The following is a 22501-nucleotide window of genomic DNA, read 5'->3' as shown; positions in this document are numbered from 1 at the left end:
AATCATATTTCACTCTTAGTCAGCAGCCGTATACGGCAAGGGCCTTGGGAAACGCGGGCTCTCGACTAATTCGTTGTGCACCAGTACCGTCACGAAACCCCCGCGCGGCGTCTATCCCCTTGGCGCGACATCCGCATCATGGACGACCATGGGGAGGCGGAAAGAGACAAGACCGCTGTGAGAGGAGGCGTCCATGGGATCGGTGCGCAAGGCGAGTGCCTGGCTTGGCCTCGTCGACGACAACAACAACGATGACGAGCGTTACTACGACGACGACTACGCCGAAGGTTCCGAGCCCCGGGATGCCTGGGTCACGGATCCGCGGGTGAAGGTGGCGTCGGAGGCGGCCGAGGAGAAGGGCCGCCGGATCGGCACGGTCACCCCGGACAGCTTCCGGGACGCCCGCGGTATCGGCGAACTCTTCCGGGACGGCGTCCCCGTCATCATGAACCTCACGGCCATGGAGCCCGCCGACGCCAAGCGCGTCGTCGACTTCGCGGCCGGCCTGATCTTCGGCCTGCGCGGCTCGATCGAGCGCGTGTCGAACCGCGTCTTCCTGCTGACCCCCGCCGACACGGAGATCGTCAGCGGGGAGCCGGTGGGCCGCAGGACCGACGGTTTCTTCAATCAGAGCTAGGCAAGGTCGCTCACCGGCCCGCCTTCCGGAGCCCGAGGGCTACCGGAAGGCGTCGAGTCCGGTGAGCGCCTTGCCCAGCACCAGTTGGTGCATTTCGACGGTGCCTTCGTAGGTCAGCACCGACTCCAGATTTGTGGCGTGCCGCATCACGGGGTATTCGAGCGAGATCCCGTTGGCGCCCAGGATCGTGCGCGCGGTACGGCAGATGTCGATCGCTTCTCGTACGTTGTTGAGCTTGCCGAAACTGACCTGTTCGGGACGCAGTCGTCCCGCGTCCATCCGCCGCCCCAGATGGTGGGCGAGCAGAATCCCCTTGTGCAGTTCGACCGCCATGTCGGCGAGTTTGGCCTGGGTGAGCTGGAATCCGCCGATGGGCCGCCCGAACTGCTCACGCGTCTTCGCGTATTCGACCGCCGCCTCGAAACTCGACCGCGCGGCGCCCATCGCACCCCACACGATCCCGTAGCGGGCGTGCGAGAGACAGCTCAGCGGCCCCTTCAGCCCGGTGACCTCGGGCAGCACGGCATCCGCGGGCAGCCGCACATCGTCGAGTACGAGCTCACTGGTGACCGAGGCCCGCAGCGACCACTTGTGCTTGATCTCGGGCGCGGAGAAGCCCGGGCTGTCGGTGGGCACGACGAAGCCGCGGATCCCGTCGTCGGTCTGCGCCCAGACGACGGCGACGCCGGCGACCGAGCCATTGGTGATCCACATCTTGCGCCCGTTCAGGACCCAGTCGGTCCCGTCGCGCTTGGCGTACGTACGCATCGACCCGGGGTCGGACCCGTGATCGGGCTCGGTCAGCCCGAAGCACCCGATGACCTCACCGGCGGCCATCGGCGGCAGCCACCGTTGCTTCTGATCCTCGGACCCGAATCGGTGGATCGCGTACATGGCGAGCGACCCCTGCACGGAAACCAGCGACCGAATCCCGGTATCGGCGGCCTCCAACTCCAGGCATGCCAGCCCGTACTGCACAGCACTGGCCCCCGCACACCCGTACCCGCTGAGCGACATGCCCAGCGCCCCGATGGCCCCCAACTCCCGCGCCAGCTCCCGGATTTGGGGCAACTCCCCCGTCTCGTACCACTCGGCGATGTGCGGCATCACCCGATCCGCGGCCCAGGACCGAACGGTGTCCCGGACGGCCAGATCCTCCGGCTCGAGAAGCTCGTCGAGGCCGAGGGGATCGGCGGGGTCGAAGGGGGGCAGCTTCGAGGATGCGGACATGGGGGCCTCCGGCGACGAAAACTAGCACTGTTAACCACAACGCACGGCTGACGTTACGACGCAGTGTCACGCAAGTCGAGGGGGGACTGCTTCCTCCCACGAACCCGCAGCCTGTGGACCGCGGTCCACGAACCCGCAGCCGCCAACGGCGCCACACCCCCACGGGAAACCCGCACAGGTCACCGGCGTTGAAACGGGCGGTGCGTGGGTGGGAGAAGTCCTGACCGCAACCACAACGCACGAGTCAGACAGACGACTCCGCCCGCAAGTGGGCCGAGGCCTCCCGAGGCCCAGGCACCTCAGCGAAGCCCGCCGCAGGCGAACCGCACTCCATAGCCCGCGGCAACCGCAAAGCCATAGCGGCCCCCAGCAAAAGCAACACCGCACTGACGAGCAACGTCACATGCAGCCCATGCACAAACGAGTCCCGCGCAGCATCCCGCAACGCCTCCCCCGAACCCCCACCAAGCCGCGCAGCGACCTCGTACGCCTCCCCCAAGGAATGACTGGCCGCAGCCGAATCCGCGGCAGGCACCCCCCGCACGGAGTGCAACCCCGGCGCGTACGCCGCATTCATCACGCTCCCGAGAAGCGCGACCCCGATCCCCGCCCCCAGCTGATACGACGTCTCCCCGATCGCCGCGGCCCCACCCGCCTGCGACGGCGGAGCCTCACTGAGCATCGACTCGTACGCCCCGAACAAAGTCACCTCAAGCCCGAACCCGAGCAGCACGAACCCCGTCAGCAGCAGCGGAGCGTTGTCGTGGCGCCCCATCCCCGTGAGCATGATGACGGCGGCGGCGGTGAGACAGAAGCCGAGGCTGACCATGGTCCGCGGCCCGAAGCGGTGCAGCAGCTTCGCCCCGACGAGCCCCGCGGCCATCGCGGCGAAGGTGAGCGGCACCAGCCGCAGCCCGGTCTCCAGCGGCGAGAGCTTCAGTACGAGCTGGAGATACTGCGCGGCGATCAGCTCCAGACCGACCAGCGCCAGCAGGGCGAGCACGATGCACCCGACGGACACACTGAAGGCGGGCCTGGCGAACAGCCGCAGATCAACCAGCGGATGCTTACGCCGCCGCTGCCGCCGTACGAAGGCGACGAGCAGCCCGGCTCCCACGACCAGCGGCGCGATGGTGTAGACGCTGAGCGGCATCTCCCCGGCGCCCAGCCGCTTCACGCCGAGGACGACGCCGAAGAGCCCGGCCGCGGCCAGCAGCGCGCCGACAACGTCCCAGGGCCCCTTACCGTCCCCGGTCGACTCGGGCAGCAGCCACCGCCCGACGGGCAGGCTGACCAGCATCAGCGGGATGTTGATGAGGAAGACCGCACCCCACCAGAAGTGCTCAAGCAGGAACCCGCCGAGCAACGGGCCTACGGCCGCGCCGACTGCGGCGACCGCGCTCCAGACGCCGATCGCGAGGGCCCGCTCCCGCCGGTCGGGAAAGACCTGCCGCAGGATCGAGAGCGTCGCGGGCATGATCATCGCGCCGCCGACGCCGAGCAGGGCACGCGCCGCGATCAGGACGTGCGCTGTGTCGGCGCAGGCCGCGAGTGCGGAGGCGACGCCGAAGAGGGCGTACCCGAGCAGGAGAATCCGTCTGCGGCCGACCCGGTCGCCCAGCGTGCCGAAGAGGATCAGCAGCGAGGCGCAGACCAGCGGATAGATGTCGACGATCCAGAGCAGCTCGATAGCGCCGGGCTTGAGATCCTCGGTGACGGCGGGCACCGCGACATGCAGCACGGTGGCGTCGACGGCGACCAGCAGCAGGCTGACGCAGAGGACGACGAGGACAACCCATCGGTTTGCACCGGCCCCGGCCTCCCGACGGCAACGCGAAGCCGCCGTGGTCGTCCCGGACATGCACGTACCTCCCAGAAGTTCCCTCGCGTTCGGCGGATCCGCGGGGTGGGGAGTCCCTGCGGTTTGCGGCCGGGAGGAGCGGTATCCCGGTCTCACGCAACAAAGGCGAGTGAGTACGTCAGAGTACGCGAGATCCCGCCAGTGGCGAGTGGCGGGTCTCTCACGTCCCTCAGGGATCCTGTGTGGCGTATGCCACGCTCCCCCATGTCCGACCACGCCTCGCGGGGTCATACGGTTCCGGGCGCGGCCCATAATCGAGCTCGTGACCGATCTTGAAACGCCTGTCGCGCCGGCCCGTGAGGGCCCTTGGCCGCGCCGCGCAGCCCCCGCCCTGCTGGGGTACGCGGCGGTCCGCGCGCTGGGCCTGACGGCGCTCGCGCTGTGGAGCGCCGCTCGCGACAAGAGCGCGCACCAGCTGCTCACGGCGCGCTGGGATTCGCTCTGGTACACGCGGGTCGCGGAATTCGGTTACGGCTACGAGGTGCGCCTCCCGAACGGCGATGTGCACTCCAACCTGGCGTTCTTCCCGCTGCTGCCGTGGCTGGAGCGCGCCGTGTCAGCGGTGACCCCGCTGTCGTACGCGGACGCGGGCCTGCTGATCAGCACGCTCGCCTCACTCGCCGCGGCCTGGGGGATCTTCGCGGTCGCGGACCATGTGTACGGGCGCCGGGCCGGTGTATGCGCCGTAATGCTGTGGGCGGTGCTGCCCGTCGGGATCGTGCAGTCGATGGCGTACAGCGAGTCGCTGTTCACGGCGCTCGCGGCCTGGTCGCTGTACGCGGTCCTGACCGGCCGCTGGCTGACGGCGGGCCTGCTCGCCTCCTTCGCCGGCCTGACCCGTCCGGTGGGCGCCGCGGTGGTCGCGGCGGTGTGGGCGGCGGCGATCGCCTCGTACGTACGAGACTCGTCCGTCGTACGGGACTCGTCCGTCGTACGAGACTCGTCCGTCGTACGAGACTCGTCCGTCGTACGGGACGCCTCCACACGGGATTCCTCCGTACGGGAACGGGGCGTTCCGGCACCGGACGGCGCGCCCCTCTGGCGACGCGCCCTGGGCATGCTTCTCGCGCCGGTGGGCGCCGCCGGTTACGTCCTGTGGGTCGGGCAGCACACGGGCCAGGGGCCGCTGGGCTATCTCGACGTCCAGGCGGGGTGGGGCAACGGCTTCGACGGCGGCTACGCCTTCGCCCGGTTCGTCGCCGACAAGTTCACGTCGTTTCCCTCCGCCCTCGCCGGGCTCGGGCTGATCGTCGGGGTCGCCCTGGTGATCTGGCTGTATGTGATCTGCGTACGACAGGGTCAGCCGCTGCCGCTGCTGGTGTACGCGGGGATCGTCACCGCGCTGGCCCTGTGCGCGTCGAGCTACTTTGGCTCGAAACCGCGCCTGCTGCTGCCCGCCTTCCCTCTGCTGCTGCCGCCGGCACTGGCTCTGGCCCGGCTGCGAACGGCCAGGTCGGCGTGGGTGCTGGGGGGCGTGGCGGTGGTGTCGGCGGCGTACGGCGCGTTCTGGCTGAACGGCTCCGGTCCGCCCTGACCCCTCCCCGACCCTCGGTGAGCACCGGGGGAATTGCGCGCAAGCTTTCGGTGAACAAATTCAGACGCACCCAAAAACAACTCACTGGACGACGCAATGGAATTGAACCAGAGACTGACCGAGGGGCGCACAGTGGGGAATCCATAACCCCGGCGATAAACCCCCTCCTGAGAGGAATCCCACATCACATCGTCATCACAAAGAGGGAGCCCAGCGGTTGAACAGAGCTCACTCGCTGTAACGTCGAATACGTGCGTACCGAACGAAAGCTGACTCGTCTGGACCGGGTCTTCGCCCGCCTGGACCGTGAGCCGGAACGACCGGCCCATATCGACGTGCCCAGGATGAGCCGGCACAGGGTGGTTCTCTTCGCGGCCACCCTCGCCTTCTACGCGGCCATCGTGTGGGCCGTGGTCATCACTTCCTGGCTCGTGACGCTGGACTGGCAGGTCATGTTCTTCCGGCCCTACCAGCAGTGGCCGGAGATCCACGCGTTCCTCGACTACTACGTGGTGCTGGGCCAGCGCGGCCCCACCGCGGTGATGGTCACGGCCTGGCTGGGCTGGCGTTCCTGGCGGATGCACACGCTGCGCCCGCTGCTCGCGCTCGGCGTCTCGCTGCTGCTGCTGAACGTCACGGTCGGCGCCGCCAAGATCGGCATGGGCCGTCTCGGCCCGCACTACGCGACCACGATCGGCTCGAACGAGATGTGGCTCGGCGGCGATATATTCCCTTCGGGCCACACCGCCAACGCCGTCGTGACCTGGGGCATCCTCGCCTATCTGGCCTCGACGCCGCGCGCCCGCCGCTGGCTGTCGGCCGTCTCCGCCGTGATCTCCCTGGGCGTCGGCCTGACCACCGTCTACATCGGTACGCACTGGCTGAGCGATGTGGTTCTGGGCTGGGCCGCGGGTCTGCTGATCCTGCTGGCGCTGCCCTGGTTCGAGCCGCTGATCGCCCGCGCAGAGGCCCGTATCTTCGCGCTGCGGGACGACTGGCGCAGCCGCCGCGCCGGTACGGCACCGGTGCCGGCCACCGCCCAGGTGGGCGCCCCCGCGATGCTCTCGCCGGACGAAGCACCCGTCGAGAGCCCGGTGCCGGCCGCCCCTGCCGCCTCTCCCACCTCCCCCGACGAGGAGCCCGCGCACGCGCCCCGCGAGCCGGTCAGCGTGCCGCGTACGTCACGGACGTCCCCCGCGGCGCCGGTCTACCTGGCGCCCGGCCCGCACACGAGCCGCGCGGAGCGCACGCCGGTGACGCCCGCCGGCAGCCGCAGACCCCCGCACTCGGAGCGAGTGACACGTGGCAATCCGCACACCAGCCAGCCCCGCCCCGTGACGGGCGGCTGAGCAGCAGGCAGCACAGACAGAGCAACAGCGGGGACGGTACGCACACACCACTCCCCCGCACTGCGAAGGCCCTCGGCTCCCGGAGCCGAGGGCCTTCGCAGTGGGCGACAGGGAGGGTTCAGCCCTTCCAGCAGCGCTTCACGATGCCGTCGCTGACCTCGAAGTTAAGGCGGCCGCTCAGGTATTCCATGGTGATCATCGCGCCCGGCGGCAGCGACCTCACGGTGGACCAGCCGCGCTCACGCGCGCGCTGCTCCGCGCCACTCGCCTCCAGACCGACGTACGTGTCCGGATTGTCCTGGGGCTCTGCGGGAGGTGTGGGAATCGGTGCCATGCCGCCACGTTAGGCGCCGGAATGCGGACGGGGAAGCCCGATAGGCGCCACGATCCGTCACCGGTCCCTCTCCGGTCACACTTCTGTCACAGGACCACGACACTCGATTCGGCCCAACCAAGTCACACGAACGGGCGGTTCCTGACGCGTTTCGTGCACTGCCGAACGTAATTCCTGACTAGCTTGACGGCGATCCGAATAAGCCCGAGGGAACCGGCGAAATGCGGAGTGCCTACCCGGCGCGTACGCCTTTCCGTTCCGAATCCGCGGTGCGTCCCGAAAGGTGACACACCACAGGAAATACATGGTTCAAGCACAGAACCGACGTACGCCCCCTGTCGGAGCGCCGCGCGACGCGAGCATCATGGCGTGAGCTTCGGGAGGCCCAGGGCGCGATGAGCGAGGGGGCAGCGATGGGCACTGAGACCGTGCAGGCACCGGTCCGGGCCGTACCAGTGAAGCCCGGGCGGTTGATCGTCGACTGGCTCACCACCACCGATCACAAGAAGATCGGCCATCTCTACCTGATCACGTCGTTCGCGTTCTTCCTGGTCGGCGGGTTGATGGCCCTGCTGATGCGGGCCGAGCTGGCCCGTCCGGGCACGCAGCTGATCGACAACAACCAGTTCAACCAGATGTTCACCATGCACGGCACGATCATGCTGCTGCTCTTCGCGACGCCCACCTTCGCCGGTTTCGCGAACGAGATCATGCCGCTGCAGATCGGCGCCCCTGACGTGGCCTTCCCGCGCCTGAACATGCTGTCGTACTGGCTGTTCCTCTTCGGCGGTCTGATCGTGCTGGGCTCGCTGCTGGTGCCGGAGGGGCCCGCCAACTTCGGCTGGTTCGCCTATGCCCCGCTCAACAGCCTGGAGCGGTCGCCCGGCATCGGTGCCGATATGTGGATCATGGGGCTGGCGCTGGCCGGTTTCGGCACGATCCTCGGCGCGGTGAACTTCATTACGACCATCATCGGGATGCGCGCCCCCGGCATGACGATGTTCCGGATGCCGATCTTCGTCTGGAACACGCTCTTCACGTCGATCCTCATCCTGATGGCGTTCCCGGTGCTCGCCGCGGCGCTGCTGGTCCTGGAGGCGGACCGGCGGTTCGGCTCGCAGGTCTTCGCGTCGGCCAACGGCGGGGCGCTGCTGTGGCAGCACCTCTTCTGGTTCTTCGGGCATCCGGAGGTCTACATCATCGCGCTGCCGTTCTTCGGCATCGTCACCGAGATCCTGCCGGTGTTCAGTCGGAAGCCGATCTTCGGTTATCTGACGCTGATCGGCGCGACGATGGCCATCACGGGTCTGTCGGTGGTCGTGTGGGCGCACCACATGTTCGCGACGGGCGCGGTGCTGCTGCCGTTCTTCTCCTTCATGTCGTTCCTGATCGCGGTGCCGACGGGCGTGAAGTTCTTCAACTGGACCGGCACCATGCTCAAGGGGTCCCTGTCCTTCGAGACGCCCATGCTGTGGTCCACGGGCTTCCTGGTGACCTTCCTGTTCGGCGGGCTGAGCGGGGTGATCCTGGCGTCACCGCCGCTGGACTTCCATGTCACGGACACCTACTTCGTGGTGGCGCACTTCCACTACGTGGTCTTCGGCACCGTCGTCTTCGCGACCTTCGCCGGCTTCTACTTCTGGTGGCCGAAATTCACCGGGAAACTGCTCGACGAACGGCTCGGCAAGATCCACTTCTGGACGCTCTTCGTCGGCTTCCACGTCACGTTCCTGGTGCAGCACTGGCTCGGCGCGGAGGGCATGCCGCGCCGGTACGCGGACTATCTGGCCGCCGACGGGTTCACGGCGCTCAACACGGTCTCGACGATCGGCTCGTTCCTGCTCGGTCTGTCGACGCTGCCGTTCCTCTACAACGTCTGGAAGACGGCCAAGTACGGCAAGAAGGTGGAGGTCGACGACCCCTGGGGCTTCGGCCGCTCCCTGGAGTGGGCGACCTCCTGCCCGCCGCCCCGGCACAACTTCCTCACACTGCCCAAGGTCCGCTCCGAATCCCCGGCCTTCGACCTCCACCACCCGCAGTTCGCGGCGATCACCCCGCCCCAGACCCGGTCCGGTCAGGAGCGCTTCAACTCACCGCGGTGACGGTCACCGACAGATCGTTGTCCGCCGTGTAGTACGGCCCCGCCACCGCGTCGCCCTGCTCCGTCTTCAGCGTGACCTTCGGGTAGGTGAAGATCGGCTTCTTGTCGGCGACGTCGTCGAGCAGCCGGGCGATCCGTACCCGCGGCCCGCTGTCCCCCGCCGGGCACAGCCACAGGTCCCAGACGCCCTCCGTCAGGGCGCCGTAGCCGACCGTGAAGCGGAACTCGGTCCGGTCGGCCGTGATGTCGGCTCGCAGCGTGGTCTCCGGTGCGTGACGGGCGCGCACTTCGGCGTACGCGTCCGGCGTGAGCGTCTCGCCGTACAGTCGGCCTCGTACGCTCAACTCCCCCTCCTTAACGTACAGTTCGCCCGCCTCGGCGTGCGGGACGCGCAGCCAGCTGCGGACCGTGAGGTTGCCGTGCTTGGTGGCGTACGGGATACGGACGGCGATGCGGCCGCCTGTGTCGCCGTCGGGGACGCGGTCGACGAGCGCGCGCAGGTCGTTGATGCCGGGCACCAGGCGCTGGGGCTCGCCGTCGGCCAGCTGGGCGTAGGCGTCCCAGCGGCCCTCGGGCAGTTCGACGCTGCTGGGCAGGGTGGCGCGCAGCCGGCCGTCGGCGGCCGGTGTGAGCGGCAGACTGACCTCTTCGTCGCCGCCACGGCGACGCAGCAGCAGGTACGCGGCGCCAGACCGGGCGGACCCGGTGAGGTCGAAGGTCAGCCCACCCGCGGAGTCGGCGATGCAGTCGGCGCGCGGGGGCATGGCGGCGTCCTCGTCGGCGTGCTGGGGCGCGGGCTGCGGAGCCAGCGTCATCATGCGGTGTGCCCCTTCTTGAGTACCGTGCGTCCGGCATCCCGAACGGCATACGCACCCCCGAGCAGCGCCGCGCGGGTGCGGTGCAGTGAGCCGCGCATCCGGCCGCCCGCCGAGCCGCCGCCGCGGGCGACCAGGCCGGAGAACAGCGACTCGTAGCGTTCGGCGATCCGGCTCGGATCGAAGCGCTCGGAGTCCTTGAGGGCCGCGCTCGCCATCTGGTGGCGGAGCGCGTCGTCGTTGATCAGCTCGAGGAGGCCGTCGGCGATGGCCTTGACACTGCCGACCTTGACGAGTCGTCCGTCGACACCGTTGTCGATGATCTCCCCCGGGCCATGCGGGCAGTCCGTGGAGACGACGGGCAGACCACAGCGCATGGCCTCGACGATCGTCATGCCGAAGGACTCCAGGCTGGAGGTGACGGCTGCGATGGAGCCCTTGGTCCACTCGGGTTCGATGGGGTGGGCGGGGCCCATCAGATAGACGTGGTTGTAGAGCCCCAGGTCGTCGATGAGGGCGCGCAGCTTGTCCCTCTGCTTGCCGCCGCCGTATATGCGCAGGCGCCAGTCGGGCCGCTCTCCGCGTACCCGGTCGAAGGCCTTGATCAGCAGGTCGTACCGCTTGACCGGGGCGAGCCGCCCAGCCGCCACGACCCACTTGCCGGAGCCGTCCGCGGGCTGGATGCCGGGCGCGGGCACGGAGTTGGGCACGGCCTCGACGCGTACGCCGGGCAGCCGCATCTTCTTGCGGTACGCGCCGGCGTCCGCCTCGGTGGTCGTCGTGAGCGCGTCGAGCCGGGGGTAGACGCCGCGCAGTTCCTCGCGCAGGGCGGTCGAGTGGCTGTCGAGCGTGAGGTGCTCCTGACCGACCCGGATCGGGCCGCGCCGGGTCTCCCGGGCCAGATGCACGTTCAGGCCGGGCCTGGTGCCGACCATGACATCGGCGTCGACCTGCGCGAGATGCTCGGCGATACGGCGGTCGGTGAGGGCGCTGTACTGGTCGTAGCGGCCCTCCGCACGCGGGAAGACCCTGGCAGGACGCTTGTTGTCGGGGTCCTCGCCCTCGTATCCCGGGCTCTCCTTGCGGAGGTCGACGAGGTGGCGCAGACGGACACGCGGATCGGGTGCGAAGACCGGCTCGTCGCGGTGGCGGAACACCGAGACGATCTCGACGTCATGCTGCTCGGCGAGCGTGCCGGCGAGGTTGTACGTCGTCCGGATCGTCCCCCCGATCCCGTACGCGTTGTGTATCAGGAAAGAAATATGCATGCGTCCCCGAATCCCCTGTCTCGTCCGCTACCGCGTGGTTAGACCTGGGCCACTGGGAGATGGTTGAGCTCCATCATCATCTTGTTCCCTAACAGTTTCCCTTTTGGTAACAGATGCACGGAACCTTTCGTCATCTTCATACATCCGGGCAAGTAGAGGGCCTCGCCGGGAGCGTGAACCTCACGGCTCGTAGGCCAGCTGCGGTACGTCGAAACAGTTGCTGTTCATGTCGCCCTGGCTCACCCACCCCTCCGCGTCCCCCCAACGGGCCACGGACACACAGGTCCTGCGGGTCTCCGGTGGCTCGGGCAGACGCTCGTAGGAGACCGGCAGCAGCAGGCCGTCGGCCGTATACGGCTTCCCCTCGGCCACGAAGCGGTCGACGCACGCGCGCGTGATGCCCGTTTCGGCGCACGACTCGGCCGCGTCGGTGAACCACATCGCCGCCGCCCAGCCCTCCAGCTGCCACTGGGAATGGGTCTTGAGGTCCTTCGTGGCATCGCGGAACTCCCGTACGGCCTCATGGTCCGTGTCCTCGAAGTTGCGGCTGGAGCCCGTCGCCCACAGGGCGTTGCGGCAGCGTGGCGAGTCCTTGTAGTCCTCGCGGACGGTGGACGACCAGTTCTGCACATTGGTGACCTTGGCGAGGACCTCGGCGCCGACGTCGTCCATGGCCTTGCACAGCTGGGCATTGCCGTACGAGTCGATCGCGTCGAAGACCAGGTCGGCGCCCTGCTCCTTCAGATCGGCCGCCACGGCGCGGAAGTTGGGCAGCGAGAAGTCGACCTGCTCGGTGACCACCTTGTAGCCCTCGGCCTTCAGGCCCCGGGTGATGAGCCGCGCGTACGCGGCCGAGGCGGGCTGGTTGTAGGAGACGACCGCCGCCGTACGGGCGCCCTGCTCGCGCTTGAAGTAGCGGTAGACCTCGGTGCCGCCGTACAGCTTGCCGTCCCAGCCGGGCTTCCCGTTCCGAGGCGCGAGGCTGCCGTAGATGCTGTAGAGGTGCGGATACGTGTCGTACGCCGGGCCGATGGGCTGTCCGCCGATGTCGGGCACGCGCGCGCGTGAGACACGGGAAGCGCCCGCGTAGTCGAGAGACGAGCCCGCGACCAGGGCGACGACCTTCTCCTCGTCGAGGAGCTTGTGCACGCACTCGTTGTTGCCGACGCCGCTGCCGCCGTCGTCACACGTACGGATCTCGACGCGGCGGCCGTCGATGCCGCCCCGTGCGTTCAGCCGCTCGAAGTAGGCCTTCGCGCCGTCGCGCGGGCCGGTGAACGCGTCGCCGCCGACCGGGCTGGTGGCGCTGGTGACGATGCCGACGCGGACCGGCTCGCCGCCGGCCCGGGTGGGGGCGTTGTCGTCGGGCCGGTTCTCGAAGTCGCTCTCCGGGAGGCGGCTGCCGCAGGCCGTGCCCAGCAGGAGCAGCAGGCCCGCGACGGCGCACTCAGCAGCCCGGAAGCGGCGACGCATTGCCGCTCAGCCCGACCAGGCCGCACAGCGTCTTGACGGAGACCTTCCACACGTCGTCCTGCTCGACGGCCGTCCCCTTGGCGTTGGGCATGACCGTGGCGCCCTTCAGGGTGAGGGTGTACGTCACGTCCGCCTCGGTCGCCGAGGTGAACTCGACCTTGGTGACCTCCGCCTGCACCTGCCCGCCGCGTTCGTCACCGCTGAAGGCCTGGAGGACCGGGGCCATCTGGTCGCCGTTCTCCAGGTAGTCCTGCTTCTCCTTGAGGGGGGTGGCGGGGTCGAAGAACTTCACCCAGTTCTCCTTGATCTCCCGCTCCGCCGCCGCGGCGTCCTCCGGCGCCGTGGGGCTCTCTTCGGCGGGGGTGGGTTCCTGCTCCACCGTGGGAGTCGCCGGCGTCGTGTCGCCGCCGCCGCTGTCGTCCCCGCAGGCCGTGAGGACCGGTCCCGCCACCAGGACCGCGGCCGCCAGCCACGCCGCCGTACGCCGTCCGGGACCACGCATCCGCTTGCCGCTTCCCCGCCTGAGGTCGCTGCCGAGAACCATCTGGCTCACCACCGGGTGTCGGTCCGGGCCATGTGCGCCCGGTGCTTTCAGGGTCAGCTTCCAAAGGGCATAGTGCAAGCCATTGGCTGACATGGACAGACACGCGACGTAGGAGCTCCGATGCGGACTGCTCGACTGCGGACTGTGCACCCCGTCCTCTGGGCCGGGTGGGCGGCGCTCGCCGCCGGAGCGGTGCTGTGCGTCATCGGCTGGTACGGGATCTCGGGCGAGCGGTTCGCCGAGCGGCAGCTGCCCTATCTCGCGTCCTGCACGGTGCCCGGCGCCGCGCTGATCATCGCGGGCGCGGTGCTGCTCACGCACGGCAGGAACGCCCTCGCGGCGGCGCGCGTGGAGGAGCTGTACGGGCTCCTGGTGGCCGCCGAGCCCGCCGACGCCGACGAGTCCGGGCAGGCCGCGGCGGCGCCCGTCGCCGTCAGCGGGGAGCTGCTGATGGTGCCGGGCGGCACGTTGTGGCACCGGGCCGACTGCCCCCTGGTCGCCGGGAAGGCGGACGCGCTGCCGGTCGACTCGCGGGTCCTCGCGCGCGGGGAACTGGACCCCTGCCCGATCTGTGAGCCCGCCGCCTCGGACGACCGGTCGTCCGAAGCGGACGACTGATGGCGTCCCTGACGTACGACCTCACGCTGGCCGGGCTCTCCGTCGGCGCCGCCGCCGCGCTCACCGGGATCGGGCTGATCGTCACCCACCGGGCGACCGGCGTGCTCAACTTCGCGCACGGCGCGATCGCGATGGTGTGCGCCTATCTGCTGCGCCAGCTCACGGTCGAATGGGACTGGCCGCTTCCGCTCGCGGCCGCGCTCACCCTGCTCGTGGTGGCGCCGGGCATCGGCCTGGTCCTGGAACGCTTCGTCTTCCGTCCGCTGTCCGTCCTGGGCAGCGACCCGGCGCAGACGCTGGTCGCCTCGATCGGCGTGTTCGTGCTGCTGGTCGGCGGGGCCGCGCTGATCTGGGGGCCGGGCGCCCACTCGGACGCGCCGACGCTCGTATCGGCGGATCCCTGGGGGCAGTTGGCGGTGACGCTGGTGCTGGCCGTGGGCGTGGGGGCGATGACCCGCTGGACGCGCTTCGGGCGGGAGCTGCGGGCCGTGGTCGACGACCGTTCGCTCGCCGTCCTCGGCGGCATCGATGCGGACCGGGTGGCCGCGGCGGGCTGGGCCTTCGGCTCTTTCACGGCGGGACTGACGGGGGTGCTCCTGGCGCCGTACGTACGCCTTGATCCGTATGGTCTGCCGTTGCTGGTCATGGAGGTGGTGGCGGTCGCGGTGGCCGCCCGGATGCGCAATCTGCCCGTGGCCGTGGTGGTGGCGCTGGGCATCGGGGTCGCCCAGAGCCAGCTGACGCGGCTGCACCCGTCGGGCTGGCGCGAGCCGCTGGTGCAGGCGCTGGGGGCGAACCTCTTCGTCGTCGCCCTGCTGATCGCGGCGCTGGCACTGCCGGGGATCGGCGCCCGGGACGCGCTGCCGCGCACCGCGACCGCGCGGGTGGCGACACCGCCGGGCGCGTGGATAGTGGCCGTGGTCCTCTTCCTGATCCCCCTGGGCTTCGCGGGCCGGGATCTGCATACGTCCGTACAGGTCCCGGCGCTGGGCGTGGTGCTTCTCTCCCTGGTCGTGGTGACGGGCCGCGGCGGCCAGATCTCGCTCGGCCAGGCGGCGTACGCGGGTCTCGGCGCCCTCTTCACGGCACTGCTGGCGGCGGGCCGCTTCCCGGGTCTGCCAGAGCTTCCCGAACTGGCCGCGCTGGCCGTCGCCGTCCTGCTGGTGGCTCCCCTCGGCCTGCTGACCGGCTGGCCCGCCATCAGCCGGCACGGTCTGGCCCTCGCCCTGGCGACCTTCGCGGTGGGCGTCGGCGTCAGCCGCTTCGTCTTCGCCCAGCCGTACGCGACGGCGGGCCTGACGCTGGGCCGCCCCGCGGGCTTCGAGAACGACCGCACGTACTACGTGCTCGAACTCGCCCTCCTGGCATGCGCGTTGCTAGCCGCGCACGCACTGCGCCGGGGCCGCACGGGCCGCGCCCTGGCGGCCATGCGCGACCACGAGGCAGGCGCGTCGGCAGCGGGCGTCCGCGTCCCCGCCCTGAAACTGACGGCATTCGTAGCGGGCGCAGCCCTCGCCGCCCTGGGCGGCGGCATGCTCGGCATGGGCCTACGCGCCTTCGACCCCGCCGCATACGACCCCGTACGCGGCCTCCTCTGGTTCGCCGCAATCGTCGTCCTGGGTGCCGACAGCGTCTTGGGCGCACTGGCCGCGGCGGCGCTCCTGGTGGGCCTGGACGCGGGTACCCGAGGCGGCGTGGCCGCCGCCCTGATCGGCCTCTTGGCGGTACTGGTGGGCCGCTTCCCGGGCGGCCCCTACGAGGCGCTGCGTCTGGCCGCGGAACGCCTCCGGCTGCGCCGAGAGGCGACGCTCACGCCGCTGGGGGCGCGGGTACGGAGACGGCTCCGGCCGAAGCCGCCCGCGTCGCGGCGGGCACCGCGGGTCGCGGCGGGGGCTACGGGAGTTTCGGCGGGGGCGTCCGGGCCCGCTGGGGCGGGCGGTGCCACGGGGTCGGGCGCCCTGGGTGGTACGGCCCGACGGGGGACGGCCCTCGACCCGAGCGAGACACCCGAACCCGGCGGAAAAGCCACCGGCCCTGGCCGCCCGGCGCCTAGCCAAGCCGCAGAACCTGGCGCGCCAGGCCCAGCCGAGGCATGCGGTCCCACCGGGCCGGGCGGCCCCGCCGAAGCCCGCAGCCCAGAAGGCTCATCCCGCCCTCGCACAACCCACGGCCCCAGCGGGACACCCGAACCGGGCAGCACGCCCATCGGCCCAGGCCGCCCGGCGCCCGGCCCAACCGGGGAACCTGGCGCGCCAGGCCCGGCCAGGGCAAGCGGCCCCGCCGAAGCCGACAGCCCAGAAGACTCGGCCCACCGGGCCACCACCCACGACCCGAACGAGACACCCGAACCCGGCGGAAAAGCCACCGGCCCTGGCCGCCCGGCGCCTAGCCAAGCCGCAGAACCTGGCGCGCCAGGCCCAGCCAGGGCAAGCGGCCCCGCCAGGCCGGGCGGTCCGGGCGCCCCAACCGCCGGCGGCCCCACGTCGCCCCCGCAGCCGCGGCCCAGGCCCGCCGGGCGTCTCCTCCGCGCCCGCGGCCTGCGTGTCACCTACGGCGGGTTCACCGCCCTCGACGGGGTCGATCTCGAGCTTCAGCCGGGCATGGTCACCGCCGTCGTCGGGCCCAACGGGGCCGGGAAGAGCACCCTGTTCCACTGTCTTGCCGGGACCGTGCGGCCCGACTCGGGGCGGGTCACGTTCGGGGAGCGGGATGTGACGCGGCTGCCCGCCCACGCTCGTACGCGGCTCGGGGTGGCGCGGACGTTTCAACAGCTCGCCGTCTTCCCGACGTTGACGGTGGCCGAGAACGTGCGGGTCGGGGCCGAGCAGGGACGAGTCGTGGATCCGGGTGCCGTGGAGCGTGTGTCGCGGCTGCTCGGGCTCGACGGGGCGGTACGGGCCTTGCCGGCGGCGGGGCTGCCGACCGGCACCCTGCGGCGTGTCGAACTCGCCCGGGCCCTGGCGGGCAGCCCGCGTGTCCTGCTCCTCGACGAGCCCGCCGCGGGGCTCGACACGGGTGAAGTGGCCGCGCTGGCCCGCGTGTTGCGGGCCCTCGCCGCCGACGGCATGGCCCTGCTCGTCGTCGAGCACGACCTCGACCTGGTGGCCGACCTGGCCCACACCGTGCACGTCATGTCGGCGGGTCGCATCGTGGCCTCCGGCCCCGCCAGCCACGTACTCGACAATCTCCAAGGCGTCGACACGGCGGTCGAACCATGAGCACCGGCATTTCGCTGCGCCACGCGCGCGTGCGGTACGGCCCGCTGGAGGCCCTGCACGGAGTGACCCTCCTGGCGCCCGCCCCCGGCCTCACCGTCCTGCTCGGCCGCAACGGCTCGGGCCGTACGACCGCACTGCGCGCCCTCGCCGGAACCGTCCCCCTGTCCCGCGGCGCCGTGGTGTGGGACGGCACCGACGTGACGCGGATGCCCGCATACGAACGGGCCCGCCGCGGACTGTGCCTGGTCCCGGAGCGGCAGGCCGTCTTCGGCTCGCTCACCGTCCGCGAGAACCTCGAACTCGCGGCCACCGGCGGCCACTCCGAATCCGCCCTCGACGCCTACCCCGCCCTGCACCCCCTGCTCGACAGAAAGGCCGGCACCCTCTCCGGCGGAGAGCAACGCATGCTCGCCCTCTCCCGCGCCCTCCTGGCACGCGCGCGCGTGGTGCTCGTCGACGAGCCCGCGCAGGGCATGTCACCGCCGGTCGCGGCCCGCACGTACGAACTGCTCGGCGGCCTCGACGCCTGTGTGATCGTCGCCGAACAGCGAGTGCCGCCCGGCCTGGTCGGCAGGGCGGCAGTCGTGTACGAACTCCGGCGTGGCGAGATCGTGTTCAGCGGCGAGGCGGCGGAGCTGGCAGCGGAGGACCCATCAGCACCGGACCGGGAGTGACCGCCCGCCCGGAGGCAGCCCCCTTCGGGAGGCTCAGCATCATGCCGGGAGTCAGCCGGTCCGGATCCTTCCCGACGGTCTGCTTGTTGAGCTGGTAGAGCGCCTGCCAGCCACCCTTGATCTTGTAGCGGTCGGCTAGTCCCGAGAGCGTGTCGCCGGGCTTCACCACATGTGCCCGGCCCTTGAGTCCGTACCTCTTGGAGCAGACGGGCCATGCCTCCCACCCCTGGACGCTCAGCACCTCCTCGGCGATGGTGATCTGCTCCTGACGGGTGGCCAGATCCGCGCGCCTCGCATACTTCAGGCCGCCGAACAGCTCCCAGGTGGACTGCTGGAACTGCAGACCTCCGTAGAAGCCGTTTCCGGTGTTCACATCCCAGCGGCCACTGCTCTCGCACTGGGCGACACAGCCCCATGGCCACTGGTCCTTCTCACAGGCGTACGCCGCCCGGGCCACGCCCGGCGGACCGGGCGCCGGAGGCGGTGGCGCGGGAGCCGCCTCGGCTGGGGCGAGCAGGGTCAGGGCTACGGCGACGGCAGCCGCGTACCACATGCGCTTGATCAGCATTCGGCCACGCTAAGCAGGCGGCAGAGGCGGTCCGTTGAGCCGCGCCTGAGGCGGATGGGGCCCCACCCGGTCGGACGACCGGATGGGGCCCAGCGCCCCGAGGGCAGGAACGAGGGCAGGAGGGAGAGGCTCAGATGTTGAGCCGCTGCCCTGGGACGATCACGTTGGGATCGGTGCCGATGGCGGCCTTGTTGGCGGCGTAGACCCGCTCCCAGGTGGTCCCGTGCCGTGCGGCGATGGCGCTCAGCGTGTCGCCGGCGCGGACGGTGTAGTCGCCGCGGGACGCGTCGCGGCCGGTGTGGCTCGTCGAGCGGGCCGGCGCCTTCGACGGCTTCGCGGGCTTGGACGGGGCGGCCTTCGGCGTGCCGGGCGTGGGCGCGGCGGGCGCGCTGCCGGTCGCTCCGGCCCGCGCGGAGCAGGTGGGCCAGGCGCCCCAGCCCTGCGCGCGCTGCACCTTGGTGGCCACAGCTATCTGCTGCGCCTTGGAGGCCTTGTCGGCGGTCGACGCGTAGGCCGTGCCGCCGTACGCGCGCCAGGTGGCCGCGGAGAACTGGAGTCCTCCGTAGTAGCCGTTACCGGTGTTGATGTTCCACTTGCTGCCGCTCTCGCACTGTGCGATGCGATCCCACACTCCGCCGTCCGCCGCTGCGGCGTTGCCGCCGGCGGCGAGCAGTCCGAGGGGGGCGAGCAGTGCCGCCCCGGCGAAGACCGCGGTCGTACGAACCTTGCGAGTGTTGTCGGCACAACCGGACATGTATTTCCCTCTCGAAGGACTCGGGGTCCCCCAAGGCGGGACGGAACTCGCCGCCCTTTGGCCGCGGTCGTTCCGCTCCGCCCCGTCCGCCGACGGTGGTGCTTCGAGCTGGCTGTGGTGCGGCCGGCGGACGTACCCGAGCGGTGCTCGTTGCACACGGCCGAGGAATCTATGGAGCCGAGCGGCCCGATATCAACCAAATCCTTGTCATTCCAGGCCAGTTCGCCGTTACCGGCAGTATCGGCGAATTCCAGCCACCCACTTCATTCGCCGATATCCGGATTTGTCGACCTCGACTCCCGACGGTCTGTGACCCACCTCACCGGATCAACTTCCTTGGATATCCGAGAAGTTGGCATGGAGTAGCAGATTCCGCTGCCGGACTCACGGTGCGCGCAGGATGGTTCGATTCCGTTCGCTCCCGGGCGTGACTCCGGCCACAGATCGCCCGTTGTCTTCTTCATGAACCGGGAACCCTCCCGCTTCATGAGCCGGGAGCCGCCCGGCGACGCACGCACCGCATCCCGAGGAGCCACCCGTGCCGCGCATGCTCGACGTCAGCGACGACGTACGCGCCGAGATCGGCGACGAAGAAGCCGACCGGCTGCTCGCCGGAGAGAACGCCCCGGGCAGTTACGACTGCACGTCCTGCCGCACCCCGGGCGACTCGGAACAGGAGCGCACCAGCACCGTCCTGTTCATCGGCGAGGAGACCGCCGTCCTCGCCTTCGCCCACGCCACCTGCCTGCCCTCGCAGGTCGTCCAGGTCACCGAAGAGCAGCTGCAGGGCGCCGTCCGCTCGATCACCGGACAGGACGCGGGCACCGGGCACGAACGCCCCGCCGAGGCCATGCCGGAGCAGGCCGTCCTCGGTGTCACCAGCGGACTCGTCCTGCTCGGCGGCGAGTTGCACCCCGCGCTCGTGGTCGAGCCGACCGGGCCCATCGCGCGACCCGGCACGACGGGCGGCGGTGACGACTTCCTGCCGCTCCTCATCGAGCAGGGCTTCATGCCGCTGCCTCAGCTGACCGAAGTGCCGCGCGTGCTGCACGGCTGGTCCGTGCTCCTCGCCATGGGCCAGCTGCACGCGGTCCTGCAGCCCGGCACCGGTGGCGGCTCGCCGGTCGCCTGGTGGCAGGCCCACCAGCCGCTCCAGGTCACCGACAACTGGCGGCAGGCCGCCAACAAGCACCAGCAGGTGCTGCTGTTCGCGGCCCCCGCGGGCTCGATCGGCCGCCAGCCCCGCGAGGACCTGCTCCGCGAGGCCCTCGACAAGGCGGCGGCGAACGGGAAGCTGGTGGCTTGCGCGATGCCGCTTGCTGGAACGTGATCGCTCCGCTGGGTTCGGGGTGTTGAGACCGGTGGGTCAACTGCGGGTCCGTTGGGGCTGGTCGCTCCCCCACTCTCGGCTGCGCTCGAGCGGGGGGACCCCCATCGCGGCGGAGCCGCAAATTGATACAGCCCCGCGCCCCTGAGGGGCGCTCCCGTCCCCGGCGTCTCCAGGTGACGCACGTCAGCCCAGGTCGGGCGCATCCGATGAGGCGCAAGGTCGTTGGCACGTACGTGCACACCTACGAAGCCCCCCGTCGCCTGCCGTACACCGCCCCGATCCCGGCCATGCGGCCGGCGCAGGACTCCTCCGGAAACTCGGCCACGCCGATCTACGACGCGCTCTACGCGGAGTTCCGCCGGTCCTTCCGTGCCCTGCCGGGCGATCGCAGCGGCGAGGAGGAGCTGGGCTTTACCGCCTTCGGGACCGTGCCGCAGACGAGCGGACGTTCGGCCTCGCGCGGCCGCGGCACGACCACCGGCGGCTGGCAGCCGGTCGCGCGGCAGCACGCCTCGGGGCTGATCCCGGCGCTGCAGCCCTGGCCACGTAAGGAACGCTGACGCGGCTGCTCGTACGTCTCGTACATACGGAACATCTCGTACGTACGGAAGGGGCCCCCTGCACCAGCAGGAGGCCCCTTTCTGCACCTCAGCTCAACTCGCCTCAGGCGCCCGTTACTTCACTTCTTCTTGCCGCGCTTCTCGCGCACCCTCACGGAGATATGGATCGGCGTCCCCTCGAAGCCGAACTCCTCGCGCAGGCGGCGCTCGATGAAGCGCCGGTAGCCGTGCTCGATGAAGCCGGACGCGAAGAGCACGAATCGCGGGGGCTTTGTGCCCGCCTGCGTGCCGAACAGGATGCGCGGCTGCTTGCCGCCCCGGATCGGGTGCGGATGTGAGGCGACCAGTTCACCGAGGAAGGCGTTCAACCGGCCGGTCGGGACGCGGGTCTCCCAGCCGGCCAGCGCGGTCTCGATGGCCGGGACCAGCTTCTCCATATGGCGGCCCGTGTGTGCCGAGACGTTCACGCGCGGCGCCCAAGACACCTGGGCGAGCTCGGTCTCGATCTCCCGCTCCAGGTAGTAGCGGCGCTCCTCGTCGAGGGTGTCCCACTTGTTGAAGGCGACGACGATCGCGCGGCCCGCCTCCACGGCCATCGTCACGATGCGCTGGTCCTGGACGGAGATGGACTCGGAGGCATCGATGAGGATCACCGCGAGCTCCGCCTTCTCCACGGCGGCGGCCGTGCGCAGCGAGGCGTAGTAGTCGGCGCCCTGCTGGAGGTGGACGCGCTTGCGGATGCCCGCCGTGTCCACGAACTTCCAGGTGACTCCGCCGAGTTCGATGAGTTCGTCGACCGGGTCACGGGTGGTGCCCGCGACCTCGTTGACGACCACGCGCTCCTCGCCCGCCACCTTGTTCAGCAGAGACGACTTGCCGACATTCGGGCGGCCGATGAGGGCGATACGGCGGGGGCCGCCGACCGCGGTCCCGAAGGTCTGCGCCGGGGAGTCCGGCAGTGCCTCCAGTACGGCGTCCAGCATGTCGCCGGTGCCGCGGCCGTGCAGGGCGGAGACGGGGTGCGGCTCGCCGAGGCCGAGGGACCACAGGTACGCCGCGTCGGCCTCGCCGCTCGGGCCGTCGACCTTGTTGGCGCACAGCACGACGGGCTTGCCCGCCTTGCGCAGCAGCCGGACGACCGCCTCGTCGGTGTCGGTCGCGCCGACCTTGGCGTCCACGACGAAGACGACCGCGTCGGCCGCGTCGATCGCGTACTCGGCCTGCGCGGCCACGGACGCGTCGATGCCCAGGACATCCTGCTCCCAGCCGCCGGTGTCGACGACCTTGAAGCGCCGGCCCGCCCACTCGGCCTCGTACGTCACGCGGTCGCGGGTGACGCCGGGCTTGTCCTCGACGACCGCCTCGCGGCGGCCGATGATGCGGTTCACCAGGGTCGACTTGCCGACATTCGGGCGGCCGATGACGGCGAGGACCGGAAGCGGGCCGTGTCCGGCCGCCTCGATCGCGCCCTCGACGTCCTCGACGTCGAAGCCCTCTTCCGCGGCGAGCTCCATGAACTCCGCGAACTCGGCATCGCCAAGTGCCCCGTGCTCGTGCTCCGAGCCGTCGGGCTGGATGTGGTCGTTCATGAAGTCCGTACCTCGTCGTTCATCGTGGTGATCGGTGGAACCCC

At 70.4% G+C, this 22501-nt stretch carries 19 protein-coding genes; 9 read left to right on the top strand and 10 right to left on the bottom strand.

The window, feature by feature from the left end:
• The first annotated feature begins 193 nt into the window (after positions 1-193).
• Positions 194-637: a cell division protein SepF gene (locus OHT21_RS37250; RefSeq protein ID WP_328772667.1), complete on the top strand. Its 444-nt coding sequence runs from the start codon at positions 194-196 to the stop codon at positions 635-637.
• A 39-nt stretch (positions 638-676) separates the two neighbouring features.
• Here OHT21_RS37250 and OHT21_RS37245 read toward each other — a convergent pair whose 3' ends face one another.
• Entirely contained in the window at positions 677-1867 is a 1191-nt protein-coding gene (locus tag OHT21_RS37245) for an acyl-CoA dehydrogenase family protein (protein ID WP_328772666.1), read from the bottom strand.
• 244 nt (positions 1868-2111) lie between these two features.
• Positions 2112-3728 (bottom strand): MFS transporter, encoded by a 1617-nt coding sequence (locus OHT21_RS37240; protein ID WP_328772665.1) that lies wholly within the window; start codon positions 3726-3728, stop codon positions 2112-2114.
• 262 nt (positions 3729-3990) lie between these two features.
• Between OHT21_RS37240 and OHT21_RS37235 the strand changes: the two genes are divergently transcribed.
• On the top strand, positions 3991-5262 hold the full coding sequence (locus tag OHT21_RS37235) for a glycosyltransferase family 39 protein (protein WP_328772664.1): 1272 nt from the start codon (positions 3991-3993) through the stop codon (positions 5260-5262).
• A gap of 251 nt (positions 5263-5513) precedes the next feature.
• Positions 5514-6611 carry a phosphatase PAP2 family protein gene (locus OHT21_RS37230; protein WP_328772663.1) on the top strand — a complete coding sequence of 366 codons (1098 nt, stop codon included), beginning with the start codon at positions 5514-5516 and terminating at the stop codon, positions 6609-6611.
• 118 nt (positions 6612-6729) lie between these two features.
• On the opposite strand, the gene OHT21_RS37225 is transcribed toward OHT21_RS37230, so the two are convergent.
• Positions 6730-6945, bottom strand: coding sequence for an I78 family peptidase inhibitor (locus OHT21_RS37225; RefSeq protein ID WP_328772662.1), 216 nt, complete (start codon positions 6943-6945; stop codon positions 6730-6732).
• A 413-nt stretch (positions 6946-7358) separates the two neighbouring features.
• Between OHT21_RS37225 and ctaD the strand changes: the two genes are divergently transcribed.
• Positions 7359-9047 carry an aa3-type cytochrome oxidase subunit I gene (gene ctaD / locus OHT21_RS37220; RefSeq protein ID WP_328772661.1) on the top strand — a complete coding sequence of 563 codons (1689 nt, stop codon included), beginning with the start codon at positions 7359-7361 and terminating at the stop codon, positions 9045-9047.
• Here ctaD and OHT21_RS37215 read toward each other — a convergent pair.
• The 4 genes from OHT21_RS37215 to OHT21_RS37200 all read right to left on the bottom strand — a co-directional run bounded on the left by OHT21_RS37215 (position 9031) and on the right by OHT21_RS37200 (position 13146).
• Positions 9031-9864 carry a hypothetical protein gene (locus tag OHT21_RS37215; RefSeq protein WP_328772660.1) on the bottom strand — a complete coding sequence of 278 codons (834 nt, stop codon included), beginning with the start codon at positions 9862-9864 and terminating at the stop codon, positions 9031-9033. The two genes, ctaD and OHT21_RS37215, sit on opposite strands and share 17 nt — an antisense overlap.
• Positions 9861-11129 (bottom strand): glycosyltransferase family 4 protein, encoded by a 1269-nt coding sequence (locus tag OHT21_RS37210; RefSeq protein ID WP_328772659.1) that lies wholly within the window; start codon positions 11127-11129, stop codon positions 9861-9863. Before OHT21_RS37210 ends, OHT21_RS37215 begins: the two co-directional genes overlap by 4 nt.
• Positions 11130-11309: 180 nt before the next feature.
• On the bottom strand, positions 11310-12602 hold the full coding sequence (locus OHT21_RS37205) for an ABC transporter substrate-binding protein (RefSeq protein WP_328772658.1): 1293 nt from the start codon (positions 12600-12602) through the stop codon (positions 11310-11312).
• Positions 12577-13146, bottom strand: coding sequence for a hypothetical protein (locus tag OHT21_RS37200; RefSeq protein ID WP_328772657.1), 570 nt, complete (start codon positions 13144-13146; stop codon positions 12577-12579). The genes OHT21_RS37205 and OHT21_RS37200 overlap by 26 nt, the downstream gene beginning before the upstream one ends.
• A gap of 120 nt (positions 13147-13266) precedes the next feature.
• On the opposite strand from OHT21_RS37200, the gene OHT21_RS37195 reads away from it, so the two are divergent.
• The 3 genes from OHT21_RS37195 to OHT21_RS37185 are packed head-to-tail and all read left to right on the top strand — an operon-like array spanning position 13267 to position 17656.
• Positions 13267-13764, top strand: coding sequence for a hypothetical protein (locus OHT21_RS37195; RefSeq protein ID WP_328772656.1), 498 nt, complete (start codon positions 13267-13269; stop codon positions 13762-13764).
• Positions 13764-16982 (top strand): ABC transporter permease subunit, encoded by a 3219-nt coding sequence (locus OHT21_RS37190; RefSeq protein ID WP_328772655.1) that lies wholly within the window; start codon positions 13764-13766, stop codon positions 16980-16982. The genes OHT21_RS37195 and OHT21_RS37190 overlap by 1 nt, the downstream gene beginning before the upstream one ends.
• A complete protein-coding gene (locus tag OHT21_RS37185; RefSeq protein WP_328772654.1) occupies positions 16979-17656 on the top strand; it encodes an ATP-binding cassette domain-containing protein in 678 nt (225 codons plus the stop codon). The genes OHT21_RS37190 and OHT21_RS37185 overlap by 4 nt, the downstream gene beginning before the upstream one ends.
• On the opposite strand, the gene OHT21_RS37180 is transcribed toward OHT21_RS37185, so the two are convergent.
• A complete protein-coding gene (locus OHT21_RS37180; protein WP_443050517.1) occupies positions 17598-18224 on the bottom strand; it encodes a transglycosylase family protein in 627 nt (208 codons plus the stop codon). The two genes, OHT21_RS37185 and OHT21_RS37180, sit on opposite strands and share 59 nt — an antisense overlap.
• A 130-nt stretch (positions 18225-18354) precedes the next feature.
• Positions 18355-18978 (bottom strand): transglycosylase family protein, encoded by a 624-nt coding sequence (locus OHT21_RS37175; protein ID WP_328772653.1) that lies wholly within the window; start codon positions 18976-18978, stop codon positions 18355-18357.
• Positions 18979-19516: 538 nt separating this feature from the next.
• Here OHT21_RS37175 and OHT21_RS37170 point away from each other — a divergent pair.
• On the top strand, positions 19517-20308 hold the full coding sequence (locus OHT21_RS37170) for a hypothetical protein (protein WP_328772652.1): 792 nt from the start codon (positions 19517-19519) through the stop codon (positions 20306-20308).
• A gap of 206 nt (positions 20309-20514) precedes the next feature.
• A complete protein-coding gene (locus OHT21_RS37165; RefSeq protein ID WP_443050516.1) occupies positions 20515-20868 on the top strand; it encodes a hypothetical protein in 354 nt (117 codons plus the stop codon).
• A 119-nt stretch (positions 20869-20987) separates the two neighbouring features.
• On the opposite strand, the gene der is transcribed toward OHT21_RS37165, so the two are convergent.
• On the bottom strand, positions 20988-22457 hold the full coding sequence (der, locus tag OHT21_RS37160) for a ribosome biogenesis GTPase Der (protein WP_328772651.1): 1470 nt from the start codon (positions 22455-22457) through the stop codon (positions 20988-20990).
• Positions 22458-22501: the final 44 nt, after the last annotated feature.

It is taken from the genome of Streptomyces sp. NBC_00286 (genome assembly GCF_036173125.1).
Lineage (GTDB): Bacteria > Actinomycetota > Actinomycetes > Streptomycetales > Streptomycetaceae > Streptomyces.
The sequence above is the reverse complement of the archived record's forward strand: the minus strand, read 5'-3'. Positions and strand labels throughout refer to the sequence as shown.